At 51.3% G+C, this 236-nt stretch carries 1 pseudogene; it reads right to left on the bottom strand.

From position 1 onward, the window contains the following. Positions 1 to 236 (bottom strand): annotated as a pseudogene (locus BLT_RS0121090) (capsular biosynthesis protein); the annotation flags it as partial.

Here is a 236-nt window from a genome sequence, read left to right as displayed (position 1 = left end):
CCACAAAGGCGATCGCCATATTAAGCGGCGGATTCGGGCTCACAGGTACTGGCGGATCTGCCATTTCAGCTTCAGCTAAAATCACCACATTGTCGACACGAAGCAAGTTGGCAATTTCACGTTGAAAGACGGCTGCTGTCGTATTTGCAATGTCCACAGCCAACGCTGGATTCACATCTTCCACTCGAATCGTCACGACTTGAGACTGCCCCTCCTGAGAAACCTGCAGCTGTTGA

The organism is Halalkalibacterium ligniniphilum, from assembly GCF_000334155.1.
Lineage (GTDB): Bacteria > Bacillota > Bacilli > Bacillales > Bacillaceae_D > Halalkalibacterium > Halalkalibacterium ligniniphilum.
The sequence above is the reverse complement of the archived record's forward strand: the minus strand, read 5'-3'. Positions and strand labels throughout refer to the sequence as shown.